General features: G+C 63.5%; 22 protein-coding genes. 8 read left to right on the forward strand and 14 right to left on the reverse strand.

Annotated features, from left to right (window positions below):
- The 3 genes from mtrA to HMPREF1219_RS10005 form a co-directional block, all read right to left on the reverse strand.
- Positions 1-681, reverse strand: coding sequence for an MtrAB system response regulator MtrA (gene mtrA / locus HMPREF1219_RS09995; protein WP_016458813.1), 681 nt, complete (start codon positions 679-681; stop codon positions 1-3).
- A 576-nt stretch (positions 682-1,257) separates the two neighbouring features.
- Positions 1,258-1,872 (reverse strand): dTMP kinase, encoded by a 615-nt coding sequence (locus tag HMPREF1219_RS10000; RefSeq protein WP_016458814.1) that lies wholly within the window; start codon positions 1,870-1,872, stop codon positions 1,258-1,260.
- Between the two features lie 289 nt (positions 1,873-2,161).
- Positions 2,162-2,527, reverse strand: a complete 366-nt coding sequence (locus HMPREF1219_RS10005) for a hypothetical protein (RefSeq protein ID WP_016458815.1) — start codon at positions 2,525-2,527, stop codon at positions 2,162-2,164.
- Positions 2,528-2,660: 133 nt separating this feature from the next.
- Between HMPREF1219_RS10005 and HMPREF1219_RS10010 the strand changes: the two genes are divergently transcribed.
- The gene (locus HMPREF1219_RS10010; RefSeq protein WP_016458816.1) at positions 2,661-3,572 is read left to right on the forward strand and encodes a hypothetical protein; all 912 of its coding nucleotides are present in this window, start codon (positions 2,661-2,663) and stop codon (positions 3,570-3,572) included.
- A 163-nt stretch (positions 3,573-3,735) separates the two neighbouring features.
- Here HMPREF1219_RS10010 and manA read toward each other — a convergent pair whose 3' ends face one another.
- From manA to HMPREF1219_RS10030, 4 genes are all read right to left on the reverse strand, one after another.
- A complete protein-coding gene (gene manA / locus HMPREF1219_RS10015) occupies positions 3,736-4,881 on the reverse strand; it encodes a mannose-6-phosphate isomerase, class I (protein WP_016458817.1) in 1,146 nt (381 codons plus the stop codon).
- A 3-nt stretch (positions 4,882-4,884) separates the two neighbouring features.
- On the reverse strand, positions 4,885-5,793 hold the full coding sequence (locus tag HMPREF1219_RS10020; protein ID WP_016458818.1) for a hypothetical protein: 909 nt from the start codon (positions 5,791-5,793) through the stop codon (positions 4,885-4,887).
- Positions 5,774-7,162 (reverse strand): phosphomannomutase/phosphoglucomutase, encoded by a 1,389-nt coding sequence (locus tag HMPREF1219_RS10025; protein ID WP_016458819.1) that lies wholly within the window; start codon positions 7,160-7,162, stop codon positions 5,774-5,776. Before HMPREF1219_RS10025 ends, HMPREF1219_RS10020 begins: the two co-directional genes overlap by 20 nt.
- A gap of 100 nt (positions 7,163-7,262) precedes the next feature.
- Positions 7,263-7,772: a DUF3499 domain-containing protein gene (locus tag HMPREF1219_RS10030; RefSeq protein ID WP_084594779.1), complete on the reverse strand. Its 510-nt coding sequence runs from the start codon at positions 7,770-7,772 to the stop codon at positions 7,263-7,265.
- Between the two features lie 42 nt (positions 7,773-7,814).
- Here HMPREF1219_RS10030 and HMPREF1219_RS10035 point away from each other — a divergent pair, with 42 nt between their 5' ends.
- Positions 7,815-8,264: a metallopeptidase family protein gene (locus HMPREF1219_RS10035; protein ID WP_016458821.1), complete on the forward strand. Its 450-nt coding sequence runs from the start codon at positions 7,815-7,817 to the stop codon at positions 8,262-8,264.
- Between the two features lie 86 nt (positions 8,265-8,350).
- On the opposite strand, the gene HMPREF1219_RS10040 is transcribed toward HMPREF1219_RS10035, so the two are convergent.
- The 4 genes from HMPREF1219_RS10040 to HMPREF1219_RS10055 form a co-directional block, all read right to left on the reverse strand.
- Positions 8,351-8,608 carry a WhiB family transcriptional regulator gene (locus tag HMPREF1219_RS10040; protein ID WP_169455944.1) on the reverse strand — a complete coding sequence of 86 codons (258 nt, stop codon included), beginning with the start codon at positions 8,606-8,608 and terminating at the stop codon, positions 8,351-8,353.
- Positions 8,609-9,096: 488 nt separating this feature from the next.
- Entirely contained in the window at positions 9,097-10,185 is a 1,089-nt protein-coding gene (gene manB, locus HMPREF1219_RS10045) for a mannose-1-phosphate guanylyltransferase (RefSeq protein WP_016458823.1), read from the reverse strand.
- Positions 10,186-10,195: 10 nt separating this feature from the next.
- A complete protein-coding gene (locus tag HMPREF1219_RS10050; protein WP_040427745.1) occupies positions 10,196-11,083 on the reverse strand; it encodes a glycosyltransferase family 2 protein in 888 nt (295 codons plus the stop codon).
- Positions 11,080-11,937 (reverse strand): SDR family oxidoreductase, encoded by an 858-nt coding sequence (locus HMPREF1219_RS10055; protein WP_016458825.1) that lies wholly within the window; start codon positions 11,935-11,937, stop codon positions 11,080-11,082. Before HMPREF1219_RS10055 ends, HMPREF1219_RS10050 begins: the two co-directional genes overlap by 4 nt.
- Before the next feature lie 69 nt (positions 11,938-12,006).
- Between HMPREF1219_RS10055 and HMPREF1219_RS10060 the strand changes: the two genes are divergently transcribed.
- The 4 genes from HMPREF1219_RS10060 to HMPREF1219_RS10075 all read left to right on the forward strand — a co-directional run bounded on the left by HMPREF1219_RS10060 (position 12,007) and on the right by HMPREF1219_RS10075 (position 16,542).
- On the forward strand, positions 12,007-13,557 hold the full coding sequence (locus HMPREF1219_RS10060) for an LCP family protein (RefSeq protein ID WP_016458826.1): 1,551 nt from the start codon (positions 12,007-12,009) through the stop codon (positions 13,555-13,557).
- 5 nt (positions 13,558-13,562) lie between these two features.
- Complete coding sequence (locus HMPREF1219_RS10065) at positions 13,563-14,165, forward strand: TIGR03089 family protein (protein WP_016458827.1); 603 nt, start codon at positions 13,563-13,565, stop codon at positions 14,163-14,165.
- Between the two features lie 9 nt (positions 14,166-14,174).
- Positions 14,175-15,206 (forward strand): ABC transporter ATP-binding protein, encoded by a 1,032-nt coding sequence (locus HMPREF1219_RS10070; RefSeq protein ID WP_016458828.1) that lies wholly within the window; start codon positions 14,175-14,177, stop codon positions 15,204-15,206.
- 76 nt (positions 15,207-15,282) lie between these two features.
- Positions 15,283-16,542: an ABC transporter substrate-binding protein gene (locus tag HMPREF1219_RS10075; RefSeq protein ID WP_016458829.1), complete on the forward strand. Its 1,260-nt coding sequence runs from the start codon at positions 15,283-15,285 to the stop codon at positions 16,540-16,542.
- Between the two features lie 45 nt (positions 16,543-16,587).
- On the opposite strand, the gene HMPREF1219_RS10080 is transcribed toward HMPREF1219_RS10075, so the two are convergent.
- Positions 16,588-17,454 (reverse strand): patatin-like phospholipase family protein, encoded by an 867-nt coding sequence (locus tag HMPREF1219_RS10080; RefSeq protein WP_040427747.1) that lies wholly within the window; start codon positions 17,452-17,454, stop codon positions 16,588-16,590.
- Between the two features lie 57 nt (positions 17,455-17,511).
- On the opposite strand from HMPREF1219_RS10080, the gene HMPREF1219_RS10085 reads away from it, so the two are divergent.
- A complete protein-coding gene (locus HMPREF1219_RS10085; protein WP_016458831.1) occupies positions 17,512-18,540 on the forward strand; it encodes a carbohydrate ABC transporter permease in 1,029 nt (342 codons plus the stop codon).
- Complete coding sequence (locus HMPREF1219_RS10090; RefSeq protein ID WP_016458832.1) at positions 18,537-19,358, forward strand: carbohydrate ABC transporter permease; 822 nt, start codon at positions 18,537-18,539, stop codon at positions 19,356-19,358. Before HMPREF1219_RS10085 ends, HMPREF1219_RS10090 begins: the two co-directional genes overlap by 4 nt.
- 57 nt (positions 19,359-19,415) lie before the next feature.
- Here the strand turns inward: HMPREF1219_RS10090 and HMPREF1219_RS10095 are convergent, their stop codons facing one another.
- Positions 19,416-20,570, reverse strand: coding sequence for an HNH endonuclease signature motif containing protein (locus HMPREF1219_RS10095; RefSeq protein WP_016458833.1), 1,155 nt, complete (start codon positions 20,568-20,570; stop codon positions 19,416-19,418).
- A gap of 77 nt (positions 20,571-20,647) precedes the next feature.
- Complete coding sequence (locus HMPREF1219_RS10100; protein WP_016458834.1) at positions 20,648-21,100, reverse strand: YdcF family protein; 453 nt, start codon at positions 21,098-21,100, stop codon at positions 20,648-20,650.

Consider the following 21,100-nt stretch of genomic DNA (forward strand, 5'->3'; position numbering starts at 1 on the left):
CTACAGCTCCGTGGAAACCTTGTACCCGACTCCGCGGACAGTGAGGACGATCTTGGGGTTTTCGGGGTCCGTCTCGATCTTTGAGCGAAGTCGCTGCACGTGAACGTTGACGAGCCGCGTATCGGAGGCATGCTTGTACCCCCACACCTTTTCCAGCAGCTCCTCGCGGGTGAACACTTGCCCGGGTTTCCTTCCCAGCTCCACGAGCAGGTCGAATTCCAGCGGGGTGAGCTGAAGTTCCTCGTTGCCACGACGCACGGTGTGCGACGGGACATCGATGGTGAGGTTGGCAATCTGCAGAATCTCACTGTCCTCCGACGAGGTGCGGCGCAGCCTGGCGCGCACGCGGGCGACGAGTTCCTTGGGCTTGAAAGGCTTGGTGATGTAATCATCAGCACCGGATTCGAGACCGAGGACGATATCGATGGTATCGGTCTTAGCGGTGAGCATGACGATGGGAACCTGCGAGGACCTGCGGATCGTCTTGCAGATATCGATCCCGTTCATGCCGGGGAGCATGAGGTCGAGCAGGATGAGGTCCGGCTGTTCCCTTTCGAAGGTGCCAACGGCCTCCGCCCCGTCCGTCACTGCGACGGTGTCGAATCCTTCTGCTTCCAGGACGATGGAGAGCATCTCTGAGATTGCGGGGTCATCGTCTACCACTAAGATTTTTGCCTTCATACCTCTCCATACTTCCACAACTTTTGGCGCGACCGCCAAACCGCAGGCGAGGAAAAGGGCCACGGTTCACCGCTGGAACGCTAGACGGCGCGAAAGGACTCGTTTTCCCCCGGACAAACCAAAACATCCCTGCGATTAAGTGATCATTGTGCCCCGTCCGTAGGACGTGGGGCTGGAATTACTGTGGGTCACTCCGCCGGGGATGTTTGGTTATAACCAGATAATACATCACGCCTTTTCGCTCGCGCAACCGCTTTCTCACCATTATGAATTCTTCACCCCCGCCTCCCCCGCACCACCGGGCCATCCCTGGCTTCTCAGCCACCGATCACCCGCTCAAGGGGAGAACAAGCACACGCTCAATGGGAGAACATGCACACGCTGGAGGGGTGAACAAGCACACGCTAGAAGGGAGAGCTGAACGGGAGTACAAGCGCACGCCCGTAGGAAGGACAAACACGCAATCAAATGGAGACAGGTTACTGCGCTCCTCGTCTCCCGTGCCCCGTGACGCTTGCCTCCATGCACCGCGGCACGGAAAGGAAACGCCGACGAGCCGGGCGGATGGCACCGGGCCTACATGATCCGGTTGAGGATCTCCTCAGTAGCCTCCTGGGGAGTGGTGGTATGCGGGACGATGAGCCACGGCGATGCCCACTGGCCACGAGCGAGCCTGCGGTAGGCGGTGGCGGTTCGGGACTGGAGGCTATCGTCTCGCTCATAGTTGTCTTTCGCCCGGTCCGCGTCGTGTTCTGCGCGCCGCTCCGCGCGCTCCTGCGCCACGGAGGTGGGGGTTTCCAGCAAAATCTGCAGCCCAGGTTTGGGCAGCGCAAGTTCGCCGTACTCCAGGTCGTACACCCATTGCGCAGCATCCATATCCTCTAGCCGCGCTGCTGTGTAGGCCGCGTTGGAGGCCACGTAGCGATCCAGAATCAGGATGGACGAGGAAAGGGCCATTTCCCGGAGGTAGTCCTTGGCTCCTGCACGATCGAGAGCAAACAGCGTTGCCATGGCGTACGGCGACTCCGTCAGGTCCCCCATTCTGCCGTACAGCGCCTTGCGGGCGAGCTTCGCGGCATCCGATGTGGAGTACCGCGGAAAGGACAGCGTTTCCGCGTCAATGTGGTTTAACAGGGCGTTGACGAGGGTGTTTTTGCCCGCCCCATCAATGCCCTCTACAGCCAAAATCATGCGTCACCGTTTTCCGGTCTCGAAAATGCAATCTACTATCCTGGCCGGCGCCGGGTTGCCCCAGTTCCTGCCGGAAGCGCCAGCGAGAAGACCACAACGCTGAAATGCTGTGGATTTCTTCGCCAGCGCACGGTCCCATGGTAGCGCGAATGCGCTCCTTGGGCTTCCGTCCACATAAGTTGTGTGATTTTCCCGCGTACGAACCCTCTGTGCCTGCGAGGAGACGGTAGCCACGAGGACATTCCCTTCACCCGAGCATCACCCCACGGGAAACCGCCTACAAAGCAAACTAGCTGAGGACTTCGATGTACCCCTCAAGGTCAAGCTCGGTGTCCGCGTTTTCCAGAATGTCGGCCGCGGGCTCGGCCATCTTCTCAAACTCTTCTTCGGGGATGTCATATCCCGGATCGACGATGAACGGGTAGTTGTCAATCGCATCGGACGCGGAGTACGGCGCACCTGCCCAAATGGACGCGATGGTGGCGGCGCACTCGCCGTTCGACTCTTCCTCATCAGATGTGGCGTTGCCCTTGGCCACGAGCATGATGGCATCAACAACACCTTCAACCAGGTCCTCTCCTTCGAGCGAGCTGAGCTCATCAAGAAAATCCTCGTTGATATCGGCATTGAGAACCTCAATATCCCATGCACCCATTGGTCTTGTCCTTCTCTTTCAAATGGGGAAACAAACTTCAAGCACTTCCCGCGCCCCTGGAACTATGTTAAGGTGGGCGCGAGGTTATGAAATTGTTATAAACCAGGTGTACCGAATCGGAGGTCAAAAGGCAATGAGAAACTCAACGCGCAGCCTTGGCCTCTTCGTGGCTACTGGCCTTGTGGTCGCTTCAGGTCTCGGCGTTGGCGTCTGGCGTTTGTCGATGCCATCATCGACCACAACTACTGATACTGCCATTAGCAGTGGCCTAGTTTCCACTGAGGACTACGTCCCTCAGGAAACAAGCACGTCGGAGCGCTATTTTGGCGATCAGACCACGCGCAACCACCGCCCCCATTCGGGCACCACTGTGGAGGTTTCACCGCAGGATCCGTTCCTCGCCCCCAACGCGCGCCCCTCGCGTAACGGTGGTGCAGCGCCCCAAGGAGGCGCCGAACCCCGCCCGACGCAGAGCCAGACTGCCACGCCGCAGGACGACGCTCCGAGCACCGCCAGCGACCCCACCACCAGTTCCCCTGATGGTGGCGTAAACCGCCAGGAATCGGCGTCTAAGACGCCTTCTGAGTCGCGCGACGAGCACCGCGATAGGCCAAATTCGTGGCGTTCTTCCACGTCGGATCCGTCGACCGATACGGAAACGAACCCGACTGACTCCTCACCGAACCCGTCGCCGGCAACGCCGCAGGTTCCTACCTTGCAACCCGCGGATCCGCCGCTGGTGGATCCCACCTCGCCAGGCGAAAAAGTACCTACGCCGGATCCAAACCACGGAGAGTCTGGCAACGATGACCCGGTGCCAGGCGTGCAGGTCCCCGACGATGCGGATGACGCCGGCACCGCGCCCTCCAATCCCGACAAGCCGAAGAGCGATAGCGCTGCGGAGGATAAACAGGGATCCGGGCACGCAAGCCTGACCCCTGGCGGACGTCAGGAGGCCACGTCCGCAGAGGATGAGCACCCAACTGCGCAGGATGACACGGGAGCGTCTGCTACAGCCTCAGACTCGGAGGCAGCCGAGGCGTAGCCGGGCCCCGAGGCATAACTAACCGCGGCCCGCCCGACCGTGTCAGCGGACAACCTTTTCCGCCCGCCACACTAGCAATGCCCGTCACACTAGCGATGCCCCGCCACAGCTTGGTGACGCGCTGTGGCGGGCATCGCTTATACGGCTTATACGCCGCTGTGAGCTATTCGACGAATATTGCCTCGCCGTCGATGGAAACCTCCTGCTCGGCGTCGCTTGCGGCGATCCACCCCGCTTCGCCGGCGCTAAGAGTCACGCCGTCCGGCGCTGTGATGGTTCCCTTGGTGCACACGACGATCTGCGGCTTTCCGCCACCGATGGAAAGGGTAGGCCCCGCTACTCGGCGCACCGCAAACTCGCTGACTGGGACGCGGTACAACCCGTGTGCATCCGCGTGCACGCGGGGATCCTCCAGCGAGGTGAACGACAGCACCCGGACGAGCTCCGGCACGTCGACATGCTTGGAGGTCAGGCCGCCGCGGAGGACGTTATCGGAATTCGCCTGCACCTCGATGGCCAGGCCACCGAGGTAGGAGTGCAGCTGGCCTGCATCGAGGTACAGCGCCTCACCCGGGGTGAGGCGGACGAAATTGAGAAGCAGCGCGACGAGCACGCCGACGTCGTAGGGGTACCGCTCTTGAAGAGCGAGGATCTGCGTGCCTACCTCAAAAATCCAGGGCTCGGTTTCCTCCGAGCGCCCCTGGTAGGCAGCGATCGTGGCGACGAGCTCGTCGATAAGCGTCTCGCGGGCCTGGCGGGGAATAGACACCCAGGTGGTAAGGAGTGCGCGCAGCCCCTCACCCTCATCCTCACTGTCCACCATGAGGCGGTAGCGGTCGAGGGTGGGGCAGGAGAATGCGCCGAACAGCTCGGCTGTCTTTTCCAGGGGACGGAACCCGGCCAGTGCGGTGAACTCCGTCAACGCGATGAGCAGCTCCGGCTTGTGGTTGCGATCGCGATAGTTGCGCTCGGGTGCGGAGAGATCGATCCCCTCTTCGTTTTCCCGTTCGAAGCCCTTTTCGGCTTGCTCCTTGGTGGGGTGCGCCTGGAGGCTGAGGGGTTCGCCCGCTGCGAGGATCTTCACCAAGAACGGAAGCCCTCCCTGCGACTTACCCACCTGTCCCACTGGGTCGTCCGCGATGATGTCGGTCAGCTCGGTGGAGCCGATGAGCGAGGGGCTGGCGGGGTGTGCACCGAACCACAGCTCGGCCTCGGGCGCTGGCGAGGGGGATGTGGTTCCGCGCAGATCGGCCAGCAGGGTATGCGAACCCCACGGGTACGTGCGCAGCGCACCGGTTAGTTTCTTCACGTCTTAGGACACTCCCATAACTGTTGCTGCCGCTACGCGTGTCGCGTACCGCAGCGTGGTGGCTAGATCGGTGGTGGACGAAACGGGCCCGTGGTAACCCTCGGGACCGTGATGACTCTCGGGATCGCGGTCGGTGGCCCAGGGCCGCGATGGCTGCCTGGACTGCGAACCGGGATCGTCTCCCCACCATTCAACGATGTTCAAGGCTACATCACCGGCCCGCATCGCCTCCGCTTGCCCGCTCGTTGCAGAAACGGCAGGGACGCTCCGGCTAATCAGAATCTCGGAAAGAAGCCTTGTCAACCGGGGTGGACCCACGTGCACGCTCACGCCGTCGCGCACCTGCCGCGCAAGTATCCGGGCCGGGTTGGTCACCGCATCACGATCGGGGTGGCAAACCGCGATTTCTTCGTCGACAAGCTCAGAAGTAACCGTGAGCTCCTCAGCCACCGCACCCACGTCCCGTGTCGAGCCGGTCACAGCGGCGACCGTCACGGCGACACGGGCCACGGAAAAGTCCTCAGCAAAGGGGATGTGCGGGGGCACCATCGTCTGGGAGGACCTGCCGTTTACCAGCGAGGACTCCGGGCCGGCGATGACGGTGACGGCGCAGCCACGCGCCTCGGCGGCGGCGAGGATCGCGGGGGCCGTCGGGTGCTCACCCACGATGGTCACCTGGTCCAGCGCGCCCACGTAGTGCGGCAGCGAATCGGTGATGACCACGTCGCGGGTCACGGCCTCCACAGTGGCGCGGGACAGCTCATCCCAGGTCACCACCACATGCGCGCGGGGCGTGAAGCCCTCCAGCTGACGGGTGCCACCGTCGCGCACCCAGTTCGCCACGGCGCGCACCTCAGCACCCTCGTTTGCGAGCGGGAAATAGGCGGCTAGTTCACTCGTCGTTGCGGACAATAGCGAGGACCTCCTCGACGATCTCGTCCACCTCGGTCTTTGTAGGAGCCTCCACGTTGAGGCGCAACAGCGGCTCCGTGTTGGACGCGCGCAGGTTGAACCACGCCGGGGTGCCCGCAAGCTGCACCGTCACGCCGTCGAGGCGGTCGATGGAGGCGGTGCGATCCGCAAACGCATCGCACACGGCCTGCGTCTTGTCCTCCAGCTCCTGCCGGCCGGCAAGCCGCGTGTTGATCTCGCCGGAGGCCTCGTAACGGGAGTAATCCGCCATGAGCTCGCTCAGAGGCTGATCCGATTCGCCCAGCGCCGCCAGCACGTGGAGCGCGGTGAGGAGCCCGGAATCGGCGTTGAAGAACTCCTGGAAGTAGTAGTGGGCCGAGTGCTCGCCGCCGAACACGGCGTTCTCCTTGGCCATGAGCGCCTTGATAAAGCTGTGCCCCACCCGGCTGCGCACGGGGCGCCCACCGTTTTCCGTGATGAGCTCCGGCACCGTCTTGGAGGTGATGAGGTTGTGGATGATCGTCGCACCCGGGAATTTCTTGAGGTAGCGCGTGGCAACGAGGGCACAGATCGCCGAGGGGCTCACCGGCTCGCCATTCTCGTCCACCACGAACAGGCGGTCCGCATCCCCGTCGAACGCGAGCCCGATGTCGGCCTTCTGCGCGGGGGTGAATTTTTGCAGGTCCACGAGGTTCTTGGGGTCCAGCGGGTTGGCCTCGTGGTTGGGGAAGGTGCCGTCGAGCTCGAAGTAGAGGGGCTTGAGCGTGATGGGTAGCCCCTCGAAGGCCGCCGGGACGGTGTGGCCCGCCATGCCGTTACCCGCGTCCACGGCTACCGTCATGGGGCGCATTCCGGAGAGATCGACCAGTCCGCGCAGGTGGTCAACGTAGCCCTGGAGCATATCGCGCTCCTCGTAGCTGCCCTTTTCACCGTCGTATTCGGGGAGATCGGAGCACACCATGAGGGCGATTTCCGCCAGTCCGGTGTCGCGGCTGACGGGCTTTGCGCCCGGCCGGCACAGCTTGATGCCGTTGTACTTTGCCGGGTTGTGGCTCGCCGTGAACATCGCGCCGGAGGTGTTGAGGGCCCCGGCCGTGTAGTACAGCTCGTCGGTGGAGCTCAGGCCGACGAAGATGACGTCTACGCCCTGTGCCCGCGCGCCGTCGCTGAAGGCCTGCGCCAGCTCGGGTGAGCTTTCGCGCATGTCGTGGGCGACTGCGATGGAGGTCTCCCCGTCACGTTTGATGAGCACGGAAAATGCTGCGCCGATGTCGCGCACGAGGTCAGCATCCAGCGTCTCGCCGACTACTCCTCGCACGTCATAGGCCTTGATTACGGTGTCAATGAATTCTGGACTCCGCGTTGTCATCTCCGGTATCTCCTTTGAGCGTTGGTACGTTTGCCTAACGGTTAACGCGCGCGAAAAGTGCCCCTCTCTTCCCCCGGGGTTGGCGCGCATGGGTGGTGGGCTATTCCTCGACGTCGGGTACGACGCGCAGGTGTCCCCTTCTCGTCGGCCCCTTTGTTGCTTGTCGACGCTTCGGTGCCGGGGGTGCCTGGTTGCCTGTTTTCTCCCGCACGACGGTGGGAGGGGTGTTCTCCGGCGCCCGCAGCGTGAGGTTGTGCTTGGAGGGGTGGTGGAAAATATCCTCGCCGTCGGGCTCCGGCTTGCGGTGGCGCCCCTCCGAGTGCTTGACGAGCCCCGTCTGGGTGCGCCCGGCCTCGCGTACGGCCTCGGCCAGCGCGGTGAGGTCGTCATCCTCCTCGTAATCGAATCCCAGGTCCTCGTACTTGAGGAGCGTCCAGCCGACCGGGGGCCGGATCGATTCGGCATGCTTTTCGCACAGGTCCCACATGTGCGGGTTAGACGTGGGCGCCAGCGGTCCGAGGTACGCGGTGGATTCCGAGTACGCGTAGGACAGCGTGGCGACAGCAGGTCTTCCGCATCCGGGGCGACAGCAGCGTCGAAAAGTATTCACGGTGTACCAGTCTAGACTACGGCGCAACTAGAATTGGGACCCATGGTGGCTACATCACGACACGGACGATCAAAACGCGGCCCGCGCGGCCCGCTTCTCCCCCACGACGTTCCGCGCGCGCGGACCCGCAGCCAGCAGTTCGACGCCAACGTGCTGGAGGCGTACGCCCCGTTCCTCCACCGCTACTACGAGGAGCTGTCGCTCATCGACGTCGCCGTCGACACCGTCCCGCGGATGCAGCTCAACCCCGACGCCGCCGCCGTTGATTCTGACATTGTTGCCGACGGCCCAGTCCCCCTGGGCAGGATCGTACCCGCCGGCCTCGATGCCTCCGGCCGCCCTACCAAGCCGCGCATCGTCATCTTCCGCGGCCCCGTCCAGGAGCGCGCCCGCGACACGCTGGAGGAGCTCGACCTGTTGACCTCCATCCTCACCGAGCTCATCTCCGGCTACCTGGGCATTGACCCCGAGGACCTGGAGACCGACGAATAGGGGGCTGCGCCCCGGCGTGGGCGCACTCGGAGCGCGAAGATAAAAACCACCGGACCGAAAGGCCGGTGGTAGGCGGGAAGGGCTAGCTAGCCCAGCTTTTTCTTCAGACGGCGGCGCTCACGCTCGGAGAGACCGCCCCAAATCCCGAACCTCTCATCGTGCTCGAGGGCGAACTCAAGGCACTCGTCCCGCACGGAGCAGGCCTTGCAAATGCGCTTTGCCTCACGCGTGGATCCACCCTTCTCCGGGAAGAACGCATCCGGATCCGTTTGCGCACACAGCGCCTGATCCTGCCATTGCTGTTCCACCGCGGTGAACAGGTCGTCGAAACTGAGCCCCTCTATAAAGGCATCCCGCTGACGATCATCGCTGGGCGATGCGTCGGCTCCGCGAAGTACTGAGGAATCTTCCACGGGCTCTACCTTTCTGGTCTCGATGGGCTACCGCTGGTGCACCTTGTGGGGGACGGCACCTGGTTACGTGCGCCACCATACCCGCACGCACATTTTTATGCGTCGAGCCGGAGCACACAGGCTGTTTCGCCGTCGCAGGAAGCACCCTGCCGGTCACCGCTGCCAACTCCCTAAAGAGTTGCACAGGTGCAATTATTCCGCGAATCACAAAATGTAGTCAACCCACAACAGTCAATTTGTGAATACTTTTTCCAAATTCCCAGGAATAAGACAACAATCGTCACACTGGTAACACAACAGGTGAGCCGGGGGTAATTGTCGGGGGTAGCACATATAGCGCCTCCCCCTTTCCTGCACCCCAGATTTCCACACGCCCGGCGTGTCCGCTGAGAAAAACCCACACCGCGTGCTAGAAGCCGCTACGCATCCGAGGAGAATCGCACGCCGTTGTCCGGGATCTCCACGCCCGGCCACACGCGCATCCCCTGCCGCAGCTCGCACCGCGCGCCGATGCGCACACCGTCACCGATGATGCACCCGCTGATCCTCGCGTTGGCACCAATGTGGCACCCCTCGCCGATGATGGAATCCGCGATCGTGGCCCCCGCCTCGATCTGTGCACCGTCGAATACCGCGGTGGAATCCAGCCGGCACCCAGCGGCGATCTCCACGCCACGGCCAACGACGGTGCCTCCGAGAAGGAGGACACCGTCTTTCACCCCGGCCGTCGGGTCGACAATGGCTTCGCCGTGTTTTCCGTCGAGAAGCGGAGAAGGAGCGATACCACGGACCAAGTCGGACGAACCGCGGACGAAGTCCTGAGGAGTCCCCATGTCGCGCCAATACGCGTGGTCAACATGCCCAAACACCCGGTGCCCATCCTTGAGCAGAGTGGGGAACGTCTCCCGCTCCACCGACACGCTCCGGCCCGCGGGAATGGACTCGATGATGCTGCGCTTGAACACGTAACAGCCCGCGTTGATCTGGTTCGTCGGCGGATCCTCCGTCTTCTCCAGGAACGCCAACACGCGCCCCTCCGAATCAGTCGGAACGCAACCGAACGCGCTGGGGTCAGCCACCCGCACCAGGTGCAACGTCACATCGGCATCATGCACCCGGTGCGTCTCCACAATCCCCGCAAGGTCCGAGCCGGCCAACACGTCGCCGTTGAACACCATGACCGTGTCCTGACGCAGCTTGGGCAGCACGTTGCGGATGCCACCGCCGGTGCCCAGCGGCTCCTCCTCCACCACGTAATCGATCTCCAGCCCGAACTCCTCGCCCGAGCCGAAGTACTCCTCAAACACCTCCGCCTTAAACGAAGTGCCCAGCACCACGTGCTCAATGCCCGCCGCCTTGATCCGCGCCAACAGATGGCTGAGGAACGGCACCCCCGCCGTGGGCAGCATCGGCTTCGGCGTGTTCACCGTGAGCGGGCGCAGGCGCGTGCCCTTACCACCCACGAGGATCACCGCATCAACGCTGGACAAAGGATTATTCTCGGTCATATTTCGTCCTTTACTTCTTCCTCAGTCGCGCACACGAAACAGCGATGAGTGCACGCACTTTAAGCCCCATCCACAGCGCCGCACGCAGCGGTGCCTGAATCAACCCCGGGTGACGGTCAGCCTGGAACCGGTACGCCGAATCGTGGTGGGCCGGCAGCATCTTCTCCGGGTGCTTGCCCGCCGCATGCCCCACCGCATGCTGGATCGTCGCCGCGGGACACAACACGTTCACGTAGCCGTGGCGGGAAAATCGATCGCCCAGATCGACATCTTCCATGTACATAAAGTAGCGCTCATCAAACCCGCCGACGGCCTCAAACGCGTCCCAGCGCACCAACAGGCACGAACCGGACAGCCAGCCAGCCGTACGCTCGGTGGACATGTCGCTCGCGTTGCGGTACGCCGCCGTCCACGGATTCGACGGCCAAATCCCGCTGAACAGGGCGTGGCCGATGCCGTTGGTAATCGTGGGAACAGCCCGCGCCGACGGATAGGCGCTGCCATCCGCCTCCACAATCACAGGCCCCACGCTCGCGGCGTTCGGCCACCGCTTCGCGCACTCCACCAGCGTATCGATGGAATTCTCGCCGAACTCCACGTCCGGGTTGGAGATGATGAAGAACTCCTCGTCGATGTCGCCTGAACGCCGTTTATCTACCAAGCGCCGGGCGGCGATGTTGATGGCCGTGCCGTACCCCACGTTGCCCCCGGTGGGCAGGAACTCCACCGCCGGGTCCGCCGCCGCCTGCTGCTCGGGCACGCCGTCGGTCGAGCCGTTGTCCGCGAGGACTGTGTACGTCCCCCGCGCGGTCGCGCGAGCCAGGGAATCGACAAACCGCCCCAGGTACCCGCCCGGGGAGTATGTAACGGTAATGACTGCAATCGGCTTCACGGTCACTGAATCCTACCTGCAACGGCACGCTCGACACCGCTTCGCCACTCCGGAAACGGCGTAAACCCAGCAAGTTCCCAGGAACGGGTGGACAGCACACTCCACGGCGGACGCTTGGCAACCTGCGGGTATTCCTCACTCGTGCACGCCGTCACTAGCCCCGGGTCTGCCCCCGCCGCTTGGTAGGCGGCGCGTGCCATGTCGAACCACGTCGCCTGCCCGCTTCCCACTCCGTGGACCACCCCCGTCGCCTCCGAATCCACCGCCTCCCACAGCCCGCGCGCGAGGTCGAAGGCGAAGGTGGGGCTGCCCGTTTGGTCGGCAACCACGCGCGAGGCCTGCCCCCGGCGCGCCCGGGCCACCATGGTGGACACGAAGTCTTTCACGCTTGGTAGGCAGTCGCCACTGAACAGCCACGCCGTCCGCACGATGAGAGCGTTCCCCCGCTGTACCAGCGCCCGCTCGCCGCCCAGCTTGGTGGTGCCGTACACGGTGTCCGGCTCCGTTTCGTCCTGCGGCATCAGTGGCACGCGCGGGGCCCCCGAGCCGAACACATAGTCGGTGGACACGTGGACGATGCGGGCGTCCGTGAGCTCCCCCAACCGCTCGACACCGCGGTGGTTGACGTCCTCTGCTGCCTCCCGGTCACTTTCTTGCTTGTCGACGTCCGTCCGCGCCGCGCAGTTGACCAGGCACCCGACCCCCGCCAGTGCCTCGCGGGCGGGATTGTGCCCCTCGCCGTGGGCCAGGGCCGCAAGGTCGATGTCCTCGCGCCCCAGCCAGCGGACCCGGAATCCGGGGTTGGTGAGCCGAAGTGCTGTGCCCAATTGACCCGATTTGCCGAGGACTGCGATTTCCATGACACCCTTCCCGTTGTAAAATCAAGGTTCTACCATTATTACCCACACTATTGGAGGTACGCACAGGCCGTGTCCAATCGCTCCCGCCTGGTTCGAGATATCCAGCCCGCACCACGGTCAACGCCCCGCACCCAGCAGAAAGGTTCGCGCCTCCTGCGTGGCGTGGTAGCTGGGGTGAGCGCTCTGGCACTGCTCTTTTCCGGGCTCGGATACGCCTCGGTGGGGCGGCTCGGCAGCGAGGTCGCGGGCACCGGCAACCTCCAACTCGGCGGCGGGGGTGGCATCAAGCACGGCGATGCCAAGGACGGCGCCACCGACATTCTGCTTGTGGGCTCCGACTCCCGTTCGGACGCCCAGGGCAACCGGCTCACCCCCGAGGAGATCGACCTCCTCCACGCCGGCGACGAGGAGAACGACAACACGGACACGATCATGCTCATCCGTGTGCCCAACGACGGGTCCTCCGCCACCGCCATCTCGCTGCCGCGCGACACCTACATTCATGACCCCGAGCACGGCAACATGAAGATCAACGGCGTGTACAAATCGTACAAGGACGACCGCGAGATCGAGCTGCGTGAGGAGGGGCGCACGGACGAGAGCTTCATCGAAAACGAGGCCAAGGACGCCGGCCGACGCGGACTCATTCAGGCCGTGTCCAACCTCACGGGCATCACCGTCGACCACTACGCGGAAATCGGGCTCCTCGGGTTCGTACTGTTCACCGATGCCGTCGGCGGGGTGGACGTGTGCCTCAACGACGCCACCTACGACGAGTACTCGGGCGCCGATTTCCAGGCCGGCTACCAAACACTTGGCGGCCCGCAGGCCCTCGCCTTCGTCCGCCAGCGCCACGGCCTCCCGCGCGGCGACCTCGACCGCATCGTCCGCCAGCAGGCGTTCATGGCCTCGCTCGTGCAGAAGGTCCTGTCCTCGGACACCCTCACCAACCCGTCGAAGCTCACCGAGCTTGCCGAGGCCGCCCGTCGCTCCGTCATCATCGACAAGGATTGGGACATCGTCAGCTTCGCCACGCAGCTGCAAAACCTCGCCGGCGGTAACGTCCGCTTCGACACCATCCCCGTCACCTCCGTCGACGGGGTGGGCGACTACGGCGAATCAATCATCACCGTCGACCCCGAGGAGGTTAAGGCGTTCTTCACTTCCCTGCTCGGCACCAAGGAGAACCCCAACCCGGCGGCCGGCGAGCAACAGACCCCCGTCACGGTGACCGTCCTCAACGCCTCCCAGATCTCCGGGCTCGCAGGCTCGGTTGCCGGCTGGCTTCGCGACGACGGCTACCGCGTCACCTCCGTCTCCAACGCCCAGGCCGGCCTCTACACCAACTCCCAGGTGGTCGCCGCCACCGAGGACGACCCGGCGGCGAAGGAGCTCGCCCAAAAACTCGGCGGCCTGCCCATCACCACCTCCACCACGGTGGACCCGGGCTCCGTCGTCGTCGTCACCGCCGGTGACTACCAGGGCCCCAAGTCGGACAACGCGTTCGAGGAAGAGGAAGACACCGGCGGCACCGTCGTCGGCCAGCCCGGCGCGGAGCTCGAGGATCCCCTCTCCCCCACCATCACGGCGGAGGGCAATAGGCCACAGTGCGTAAACTAGCTCGAATGGAGCTACTCGCACACCTTTCCCCCACCGAACCCCGCGTGACCGTGTACAACGAGGCGCTTGGTAGTCGCGTGGAGTTTTCCGCCCTCACCCTCACCAACTGGGCCGCCAAGGTGGCCAACATGTTGCGGGAGGAGTGCGACCTCACCCCCGGCGACGCCATCGCCCTCGACGTGCCCCACGATTGGCAGGAGATCGTCATCGTCCTCGGCGCCCTCGCCGCCGGCGTCACCTACCAGGTGGGTGACGATACCACCGGCGACGAGGAGGTCGCCTTCGTGGGCGAGGGCACGCAGTCCGATGCCCCCACCGTCATCGTCGTCGGCGACGACCCGCTCGGCGCCCCCGTCGCCGACCTTCCGGCGGCAGCCCTCGACTTTTCCACCACCGTGCGCATGTACGCCGACGATTTCCCGGAACCGACGGCGAGCCTGGCCGCGCCCGGCTCGCCTACCAAGCGCATCGTTCGCGCGTCGGCAAGCACTGTGACCCAGACCCTTGAACAGCTGGCCACGGGTGGCGCGATCGTCATCGTGCGCGGCGCGGCAACCGACGAGCGCATGGCCCACATCGCCGACGTGGAAAGGGCGACCGCTTGGTAGGCTGAAAACGTGGCTGACGTAAGTTTTACCAACGTAGATATCCGTTACCCCGGTGCCAAAGAACCCACCGTCAAAAACCTCAACCTCGACATAGCTGACGGCGAATTCCTCGTGCTCGTGGGCCCCTCCGGCTGCGGCAAATCCACCTCGCTGAGGGCGCTTGCGGGGCTGGAAAAAGTCTCCTCCGGCACCATCACCATCGGCGGCCGCGACGTCACCGACCTCGAACCCGCCGACCGCGACGTGGCTATGGTGTTCCAAAACTACGCCCTTTACCCGCACATGACCGTGGCCAAGAACATGGGATTCGCGCTCAGCCTGGCCAAGATGCCACAAAAAGAGATCGACGAGCGCGTCGCCCGCGCCGCCGACATGCTCGACCTCACCGAATTCCTCGACCGCAAACCGAAGGACCTCTCCGGCGGCCAGCGTCAACGCGTGGCCATGGGGCGCGCCATCGTCCGTGAGCCGCAGGTGTTCCTCATGGACGAGCCCCTCAGCAATCTCGACGCGAAACTGCGTGTCCAAACCCGCACCCAACTCTCCCACCTGCAGCGGCGGCTCGGCACCACAATGATCTACGTCACCCACGACCAGGTGGAAGCCATGACGATGGGCGACCGCGTCGCCGTGCTCAAAGACGGTGAGCTCCAACAAGTTGCTCCCCCGCGGGAGCTTTACGACGCCCCGGCCAATGCGTTTGTCGCCGGTTTCATCGGCTCGCCCTCCATGAACTTGATCCCCGCCGACGTCGCCGGGCTCGGCGCGGTGACCTTTGGGATTCGCCCGGAGGACCTCGTCTGCAGCGCGGACGACGTGAGTGGAATCCCCGCAGTGGTCGACATCGTCGAGGAGCTTGGTAGCGTCGCCTACGTCTACGCACACCGTCTCGACGACCCCTCCAGCACACTCATCTCCCGGCTCTCCGACGGCCACCCCTCCCCCTTCAGGGGGGACCACGTCCGCCTGGTAGCCGACATGGACAAGGCCCACTATTTTGACCGATCCACGGGCACACGCCTCTCCCCTCCCCAAAAATAGGGTTAATTTCACGAATTTGCACCGCTTGGTAGTTAATCTGGTTCTAACCAGTTGTTCATAACAAAGGAAGGTTCACGTGTTTACCAAGCGTTTGACCGTCATCGGTGCCGTCTGCACCGCCGCAGCCCTGGCCTTGACCGGCTGCTCTTCCGAAAGTTCTGCACCGGAGGGTGAGAACCAGTCGTCGACAAGCGAAGCGACGGGGACCGCCGACCGCGGGCCCATCACCTTCGCGATGGGCAAGAACGACACCGACAAGCTCCAGCCCGTCATCGAAAAGTGGAACGCCGACCACCCCGACGAGCAAGTCGAGCTCAAAGAACTCGCCGGCGAGGCCGACGCGCAACGCGAAACCCTCGTCCAATCCCTCCAAGCCGGCTCCAGCGACTACGACGTCATGGCACTCGACGTCATCTGGACCGCCGACTTCGCAGCCAACCAATACCTCGCACCCCTCGAAGGCGACCTCAAGGTAGACACCTCCGGGCTGCTGCCCGCCACCGTCGAGTCCGCCACCTACCAGGGCAAGCTCTACGCACTGCCGCAAAACACCAACGGCCAACTCCTGTTCCGCAACACCGACCTCGTCACCGACGCGCCGGCGAACTGGGCTGAACTCGCCGAAAGCTGCAAGGGCCTGGACAAAGACTGCCTCACCCTGCAACTCAAGCAATACGAAGGCCTGACCGTCAACACCACCGGCTTCATCAACGGCTGGGGCGGCAGCGTCCTCGACGACTCCGAACAGCCCGCCGTCGAAACCGACCAGGCCAAGGAAGGCATCCAAGCGCTAGTCGACGGCTACGCCGACGGCACCATCGCCAAGGCCTCCACCTCCGCCACCGAAGAAGAAACTAACCTCGCCTTCACCGAAGGCAACACCGCCTACGCCATCAACTGGCCCTACATGTACACCAACGCCGAAAAAGCCGGCATCAACTTCGAAGTCACGCCCCTGGTAGGCAAGGACGGAACCGGCGTCTCCACCCTCGGCGGCTACAACAACGGCATCAATATCAACTCCAAGCACAAGGCGACCGCCCGCGACTTCATCGAATTCATCATCAACGAAGACAACCAGGCCTCCTTCGCCGACGCCTCCTTCCCGCCCGTCCTCGCATCCATCTACGACGACGCCACCCTCGTGGAGAAGTACCCCTACCTCCCCGCACTGAAGGAATCGCTGGAAAACGCCAAACCGCGCCCCGTCAGCCCCTTCTACCCCGCCATCTCCAAGGCCATCCAAGACAACACCTACGCCGCCATCACGGCAGGCAAGTCTGTCGATGACGCCACCAAGGACATGGCCGCTGCGATCACGCAGGCGTCCAAGTAACTAACCCCGCACCAATTACCGCTGCCTACCAAGCAGCGGTAATTTTTATGAATTAAAAAAATCGAGCCACCCATCCCACTCGCGGTCGACCTGCGCCCGCCCCGCTTGGTAGGAGGCCAGAATCTTCTTCCCATCCCGCTCCCGGTTACTCACCAACGGCCCCTCGGGATAAAACACCTTCGCTCGCCCCTCCCTCTCCAGCTTCTCGACGACCTCCAGCGACGCGTTGTACCTCTCGTGTCGCGTCAGCATGAGCTCGGCCACCTTCGGGTACTTCCGCAACGCGCGCCGCACAAGCTCGGGGTGGGACGGCGCTACGCGACGGAAGCCGCGGGGGCGGCTGAGCACGATGGCGTATTTCTCAGCCCTACCAAGCGCCGGGACGATGGGGATGCCACCGGTGGTGCCGACGGCGCCGTCGACAAACGGGTGGCCATCGATGATCGGTGTCTTCATCACACCCGGCATCGTGGCGGATGCCCGCGCCGCCAGCATCACCGACCGCTTGGTAGGCAGATCCTTTCTGGTCCAGGTCACCGTCTCCCCCGTATCAGCTCGCACAGCCTGAATGCACACCTCGGCGGGGTGGGCGAAGAAAGCGTCGAAGTCAAAGGGGAGGGCGCCGTCGGGGCGGGCGATGTCCTGGTAGATGTACTGACCGTCGATAAGCCCCCTACCACGCAGGAGCGGGGAGAGACCACCGACGCGGGGGGAGGAGAGGAGCGTCGAAAAGCTGACACGAGCGCGGTACTCGTCACCCGAAAGATAGTTGAGAACGTGGGAGGCACCGGCGGAAATACCACCAGCCCAGCCGACCGTAACGTGAGAGGAAATCAACCGTTCGAAAAAGCGGGCCGTGTAACTCGCCCGCATGCCGCCACCCTCGACGACAAGCGCCACATCTTTACACATATTCACAACCGTAGTCTCCTAAACTGAAACCAAACCCCTACCAAGGAAAGGGACAGCGTGCACAAAGCAAAACAAGCCCGCACAGCGTGGGCGCTCATCGCCCCCACCCTCGCGGTCCTCGGAGTAGTCATCGGGTACCCCATCATCCGGGCCATCTGCCTCTCCTTCCAACAGGACAAACACCTCGACCCCGAAACCGGACTCTTCGTCCAAGGCGGCTTCGCCGGCGCCGACCACTACCTCTACTGGCTCCAACAACGCTGCATGACACCCAGCGGCGTGGTCGCCACCTGCCCGCCCGGCACCATCGCCACCGACTTCTGGCCCGCCGTCCGCATCACGCTGTTCTTCACCGTCGTCACCGTCGCCCTCGAAACCCTCCTCGGCCTCTGGATGGCCACCGTCATGAACAAGGAATTCCCCGGCCGCGGACTCCTCCGCGCCGCCGTCCTCGTCCCCTGGGCCATCCCCACCGCCGTCACCGCCAAACTCTGGCAATTCCTGTTCTCCGACAACGGCCTCATCAACTCTCTGCTTGGTAGGGAAACATCCTGGACCACCGACCCCTGGGCCGCCCGCACCGCCGTCATCATCGCCGACGTCTGGAAAACCGCACCCTTCATGGCACTCCTCATCCTCGCCGGCCTCCAAATGATCGACAAGGAAATCTACGAAGCCGCACGCGTCGACGGCGCAGGCCGCTTCCAAATCTTCACCAACATCACCCTGCCGCTGGTCAAACCCGCACTCATGGTCGCCGTCCTCTTCCGCACACTCGACGCACTACGCATGTACGACCTACCAGTCATCATGATCTCGCCGAGCTCCAACTCCCCCACCGCCACCATCTCACAACTCGTCGTCGAAGACCTCCGGCAAGGAAACTTCAACTCCGCCAGCGCCCTATCCACACTCATCTTCCTCCTCATCTTCGCCGTCGCATTCATCATGATCCGGTTCCTCGGGGCGGATGTGGGGCCGAAAAAGCCGCCGAAAAAGGTCGCTCCCCTACCAAGCGAACCGAAGCCCGTGGTACCGATTCGCATCGCCGGAAACGCCATCTCTACCAAGGAGATTCAACGATGAAACACGCACGCACCTACTTCGGTTTCGCCGTCATCATCCTGTGGACTTTGGCACCGTTCTACTGGATGGTCGTCACCGCCTTCCGCGATTCCGACCACACCTTCGACACGACGCCATTTTTCACCCACGTCACCCTGGAAAACTTCCAGGACGCGCTCGCCACCGACAAAGGCAACAATTTCCTCCAGGCAATTGGCAACTCGCTCATTATCTCCATCGCTACCACGGCACTCGCGGTCCTGGTAGGGGTACTGGCTGGTTACGCCCTCGCCCGCCTCAATTTCCGCGGCAAGGGCATCGTCACCGCGATCATCTTGGCGGCCTCGATGTTCCCTGGTATCGCCTTGGTAACGCCCCTGTTTCAGCTGTTCAGCAACATTGGCTGGATTGGTACTTACCAGGCGCTCATTATCCCGAATATTTCGTTTGCGTTGCCGCTGACGGTGTATACGCTCATTAGCTTCTTCCGGCAGCTGCCGTGGGAGTTGGAGGAGGCCGCGCGTGTGGATGGCGCGAGCCGGTTCACTGCGTTTAGGAAGGTGTTGTTGCCGCTGGCGGCGCCGGCGTTGTTTACCACGGCGATTTTGGCGTTTATTGCGACGTGGAATGAGTTCATGTTGGCTAAGCAGTTGTCTACCACTGCGACGGAGCCGGTGACGGTGGCGATTGCCCGCTTCAGCGGTCCGAGCGCTTTCGAGTACCCGTATGCGGCTGTTATGGCTGCGGGCACCCTGGTAACGGTTCCCCTGGTAGTGATGGTGCTCGTTTTCCAGCGTCGCATCGTCGCCGGCCTGACCGCGGGTGGTGTGAAGGGCTAGAGGCACGGCGAATGGCCCATCAGGATTGTTCCTGGTGGGCTTTTCGACGTCTGGGGCTCACCGTTCTCGGTAGACTCCCCGTTGTTTCATGTTGATCCCGCGTCCGCTGCGGCCGCGGAGCTCGCTGCGGTTGACGAGGTGTTCGTCGGAGCCGGGTGGTATGAATCCGGCTTCGCCGGTGATGGGGTCGCGTTCGTGGCGGCCGTTTTTGGGTTTACCAGGGTCGTCGTCGTTGCGTCCGTTGTGGTATTTGCAGGCGGCGATGATGACCTCGGCGTTGGTGGGTCCGCCACGGGACCAGGCGTGTGAGTGGTGCATCTGGCTGTAGACGGCGAGGCGGTAGCAGCCGGGGTGCGAGCAGAAGATCTGGTCGCAGGCGATGGCGGAGCGCAGCTGCTTGGTAGCGAAACGTTGGTTTTCCAGCTGGTAGTGGGCGCCAATGTTACCGTCGGCGTCGTAGATGGTGACGAAGCCGAAGGGGGCGAGGCGGGAGTTGGCGAGGTCGGTGGCGTCGATGAGGTTGCCGTCGGTGGTGGCGAACTTGCCGTCGCCGGTGTATTTCATGTCGTTGGCATCGATGATGAAGCAGGGTGCGAGCGTGCGGTCCCAGATGTGGTCGAGGGTGACGTCGTCGAAGGATTTTTCTTTCCACTTGGCGACGAGCGTGAGCAGCCCCTCGGCCCACCGTTGCGAGGTGGCCTGGTGGGAGTCGTCGGGGCCGAGCGCATTGCAGGCGGAGATGAATTCGTCCATTTGCTGCGCCTTGAGGGCGATGCGCGCGTGCTTGAGACCGGTGGCATCGGCTTGCTTGGAGACGGTGACGGATGGCTTGGTAGTGCGGGGCATCAAGTCGCGCCCCTGTTCCGTGCACGCTTTCTTCATCTCGGGCACGCTTGGTCGCTTGTCGACGGCGAAGGTGAGCATTTTGTCCCGGTAGTTTTCCCGCTCTTCCGGTTCCAGGTTGTTCATCCCCTTGGAGATGTATACCAGGAAGGCGGTGGGGAGGGTAGCGGGGCGGGGGTCGGCGACGACGTCGTAGTCGACCCAGTTGGTAGCGCCGTTGACGAGCCAGCGGGCGAAGGATGGATCGAACATGTAGTCGTCGACAAGCTTCTCCACACGCATCGCGACGGACGACCCGAGGGCGAGGGCGTCGCGGAAGGCACCGGTGCCCGTGAGGCCGAGGGCGATGGTGTCGAGAGATTGCGTCATGCCCCGAACAATAGCTACCAAGCGCAGCGGGCGCGCTTGGTAGGCGAAAATCTGTGGATAACTCTGCTTCGCAGGTGCTACCGGCTGTGGAATTTGCGCCACAGGATGCGAGCAAAAGAGTGCGGAATCGCCAGCAATTCGCGGGTATAGATGAATGCTCGCCGATTGCGCGGTGTCGGCGCCGTAATCACCCGAATGTCGAAGCCGTGGTGCCAGGCCCACAGGCGGACGCGGGGGGCGTGGAAGTCGCTCGTGACGACGTCGAAAAGCGTGGCGCTACCAAGCGCCCGGGAGGCGTTTTCCAGGTTCTCGTTGGTGGAGCGGGCGCGGGGCTCGACGATGATCTGGGCGGGATCGACCCCGTGGTCGGTCAACCAGGCGTGCATCGCCTCAGCTTCGCCGTTGTGGCCGGTGACCACGACGGTGGTGGCGGGGGTGATGTGGCGACGGGCGACTACCAGGCGACGGGTGAGGGTGGCGCCTGGTAGGCCGTCGACAAGCCGGGAGCCGAGGATGACGAGCGGGGGCAC

Origin of the sequence: Corynebacterium pyruviciproducens ATCC BAA-1742 (genome assembly GCF_000411375.1) — a bacterium.
Lineage (GTDB): Bacteria > Actinomycetota > Actinomycetes > Mycobacteriales > Mycobacteriaceae > Corynebacterium > Corynebacterium pyruviciproducens.

Coding starts and splice junctions, on each gene's coding strand:
- HMPREF1219_RS10090 (WP_016458832.1), top strand. CDS start 18,537: ATGAAACACGCACGCACCTACTTCGGTTTCGCCGTCATCATCCTGTGG.
- manB (WP_016458823.1), bottom strand. CDS start 10,185: ATGACCGAGAATAATCCTTTGTCCAGCGTTGATGCGGTGATCCTCGTG.
- mtrA (WP_016458813.1), bottom strand. CDS start 681: ATGAAGGCAAAAATCTTAGTGGTAGACGATGACCCCGCAATCTCAGAG.
- HMPREF1219_RS10010 (WP_016458816.1), top strand. CDS start 2,661: ATGAGAAACTCAACGCGCAGCCTTGGCCTCTTCGTGGCTACTGGCCTT.
- HMPREF1219_RS10055 (WP_016458825.1), bottom strand. CDS start 11,937: ATGGAAATCGCAGTCCTCGGCAAATCGGGTCAATTGGGCACAGCACTT.
- HMPREF1219_RS10065 (WP_016458827.1), top strand. CDS start 13,563: ATGGAGCTACTCGCACACCTTTCCCCCACCGAACCCCGCGTGACCGTG.
- HMPREF1219_RS10005 (WP_016458815.1), bottom strand. CDS start 2,527: ATGGGTGCATGGGATATTGAGGTTCTCAATGCCGATATCAACGAGGAT.
- HMPREF1219_RS10000 (WP_016458814.1), bottom strand. CDS start 1,872: ATGATTTTGGCTGTAGAGGGCATTGATGGGGCGGGCAAAAACACCCTC.
- HMPREF1219_RS10080 (WP_040427747.1), bottom strand. CDS start 17,454: ATGTGTAAAGATGTGGCGCTTGTCGTCGAGGGTGGCGGCATGCGGGCG.
- HMPREF1219_RS10035 (WP_016458821.1), top strand. CDS start 7,815: ATGGTGGCTACATCACGACACGGACGATCAAAACGCGGCCCGCGCGGC.
- HMPREF1219_RS10095 (WP_016458833.1), bottom strand. CDS start 20,570: ATGACGCAATCTCTCGACACCATCGCCCTCGGCCTCACGGGCACCGGT.
- HMPREF1219_RS10025 (WP_016458819.1), bottom strand. CDS start 7,162: ATGACAACGCGGAGTCCAGAATTCATTGACACCGTAATCAAGGCCTAT.